Annotated in this window: 3 protein-coding genes; all 3 read right to left on the reverse strand. The window is 24.8% G+C overall.

The genetic code is table 11. From position 1 onward, the window contains the following. Positions 1 to 594 precede the first annotated feature (594 nt). Positions 595 to 1,182, reverse strand: a complete 588-nt coding sequence (gene yyaC / locus RH99_RS17775) for a spore protease YyaC (RefSeq protein WP_026038540.1) — start codon at positions 1,180 to 1,182, stop codon at positions 595 to 597. A gap of 59 nt (positions 1,183 to 1,241) precedes the next feature. After that, positions 1,242 to 2,285, reverse strand: coding sequence for a sporulation integral membrane protein YtvI (ytvI, locus tag RH99_RS17780; protein WP_010241552.1), 1,044 nt, complete (start codon positions 2,283 to 2,285; stop codon positions 1,242 to 1,244). A gap of 85 nt (positions 2,286 to 2,370) precedes the next feature. Next, positions 2,371 to 3,057 (reverse strand): LysE family translocator, encoded by a 687-nt coding sequence (locus tag RH99_RS17785; protein WP_010241554.1) that lies wholly within the window; start codon positions 3,055 to 3,057, stop codon positions 2,371 to 2,373. Positions 3,058 to 3,110 lie beyond the last annotated feature (53 nt).

The following is a 3,110-nucleotide window of genomic DNA, read 5'->3' on the forward strand; positions in this document are numbered from 1 at the left end:
TATAATGAAAATAGTATTAAAAAGGAAGGTATATTGATAATAGATATAGGAAGTAAAACTATAGATGAAATAGAGTATATATTAAATAATAGATTATATACATCTATTATTTAGATAATAAATATACTTTAGTATAGAAATTTGACTGAAAAAACTAATTTTCATATATATGTTGCAATAAATTATATTCATTATGGAAAGGCTAATTTGTTTAAATCTAATTTAGTGATTATTATTAGTGTATAATTTTAATTTCAGATTATATATGATTTATAAGTATACCCATCTCTAGCCCTAATTTAAGCTGCGTTGGCTTACAAGATAGACATATAATTATAGCCTATCTTGTAAGCCATATGATTTATTAAAATAAAGATTTTATAATTAACTAATAAATCTATGCAATTACATATATTTTAAAGTATATAAGCTTTAATTGAGTAAGTAATTTAGCAATTCATTGATAATATTTAACTTTTTTATAAAAAGATTTTTTAAGGAAGTATAGATATCTCAATATTTATGATATTATTTAATGAATATAAGATAATATTATAAACTTAAAAATATATTGACAAATTATTAGTAGTAAGATTATATAAAGTTTTTATTTGATGAAGAAATTGTTTTTTTGCCGCCCAAAGTTTTAATAATAGAATGATAAATTCCTCGTGATATGATATCGGCTAAATGCATTACTACGTATAATCTAGTATTTTGCAATACCATGAATTCTAATGAACCTGCAATATTTACTACACCAGTAATACTTAAATCTCCCACAGGTGGAAGATCTTTATTCATAGCAGCGCCTGGCATTATTGGTTTGTTTTCTATAATGATTCCACCTACACTTTGGAGACTACCAAGACATGCATCTACGGCTATTATATAGGGATTTTTATATATAGATTTTATTTTATTTATAGTTTCACATAAATTTTTAGCGTGTATTGGAGATTCTAAGTTTCCATATATGAATATATGATCTCTTATTAAAAAGTTAAGTTTATCACCTACAAGAGGACCTAAAGAATCTCCAGTAGATCTATCAGTACCAATACATAATAATATTATCGGTCTTTGCTCTTTTGCTATAGATAGAATTTCTTTAGATAATATATCCCTTACTTTAAATACAGAGTTATTGTCCATTGAGTTTATTAATACTTTATTCACTATAAAAAACCTCCTTTTTTTGATTACTAAACCGAAAGGAGGTTTTTTTATACTATAAGACATCAACACTTTTTTAATATGTTATAAAATATGATTAAAAACATAAAGAAAAATATTCCTGATACACCGTTTACTTCTAATCCTATAAATAATGCTGCTAATGCAGCAACCGGATGAATTCCAAGCGTTGATGAGACTATTTTAGGTTCGATAATTTGTCTTATTACAGAAACTAATGTATAGGCTATAACTAGTCCAAAAGCTGTAAAGTAGTTTCCATTTATAAAATAAATTACTGCAATAGGTAAATATATAATTCCTATTCCTATTATAGGGAGGATGTCACAAACTGCTGTTATAATGCTTAATAATATAGCATAATTTACTCCTAATATTAAATAAGCGATTATAGTTTCCACAAAAGTTATTCCTATTATTATTAAGTATGATAAGCAATAATTACCCAGCATTTTTTTTACCGATTCTATTACATGAATTACTCTATCTGTTTTATTGGAGGGTATAATATCAAAAAATCTATTTTTAGCAGAAGAAAAATCTTTAGTAAAAAAATATGTAGATATTAAAGTGAAAATTATTACCATAATTACATAAGGAATATAGGATATAGAAATTAAAATAGCGGACATAACTTTACCTGAAACATTTAGTGTAGCTGAAACAGTTTTAGTTGAAAAATTAGAGATATTTGTTTCAATGGTATTTACTATAGTTGGGTCTAAATTTTTATAATATTTGTGCAAGTCCTGTATAAAATAAGTAATTTTAGATGTATTTTGAGATACATATACTTGTAAATTTTTTGTAAGTAACACAATCTCATTGGTTAAGGCATTAACTCCACATATTAAAAGAATTATTAGTATAGCCGAGGAAATTGATGTAGTTATAAGTGCTGCAATAGAATTTTTTAAATTAAATCTTTTTATAAGATAATTTGTTGGTTTTTGAAGAATAAATGCAAGAAGTAAAGCTAATACAAAGGGAATAGTATATTTTAAAGTGTTAAAAAATGTAATAAAACATATTGAATAGATAACCAGAAAAATTATAAGTTTATCAAGTTTGGCTAAGATTTTATCCAAAGTGAATTCCACCTTTCTATTATATAAAATAAAGATATATAAAATAATTTTATATATCTTGAAATTTTTTAAAAACAATTGAACATTAATTAAAGTATTTAATAACAAATATGTTGATATTGAAAAAGTTATAGAATCCATAACCTATGAAAACTAAACCAGCAAGTACTGTAGTCCACATTAAAAAGGATACTGCTTTATGGGATTTATTTTTACCTAATAAGTTAAGACCTTTATAGGCAAGAAAATTTAAAAGTGCAAACCATAAAATCATGCCAATTATTATTGAAATAATAAAAACATAGTAAGAAGTTATATTTATATGATACCAAGCTCTTAGTACAGTACCGCTTAACGTAAGCCAGATAGAGGGAGTCATTGGATTTGATACTGTTATTAAGAATCCAGTTAAAAATGGTAAAGAAGAAAGATTCATATTTTTCATGATTTTAGATATAAAAGTTTCATTACCATTTTTATGCTTAATTGAATTATAGCCTATTAAGGTTAGTATTGAACCGGAAATAATCCAAAATAAAGATTCTGTTTTTTTATTACTACTTAATATGTTTGCAAGTCCACAATTTATTAGTAATAGATAAAAAACATCTGCACTTATTGCACCAAGGGATACTATGAAGCCTTCCTTAAAGCCCTTAGACACAGTTCTCTTTATTGATTCTATAGCTGCAGGACCAATTGGAATAGAAAGTATAAAACCTGTAGTAATTCCAAACAGGACTGCTTTAAGTATTAATACAAATATGTTCATAAATTTACCTCATAAAAAAATTAATTATTCTATAACTATATTATACTACGTGT

The organism is Clostridium arbusti SL206, assembly GCF_000246895.1.
GTDB lineage: Bacteria > Bacillota > Clostridia > Clostridiales > Clostridiaceae > Clostridium_I > Clostridium_I arbusti.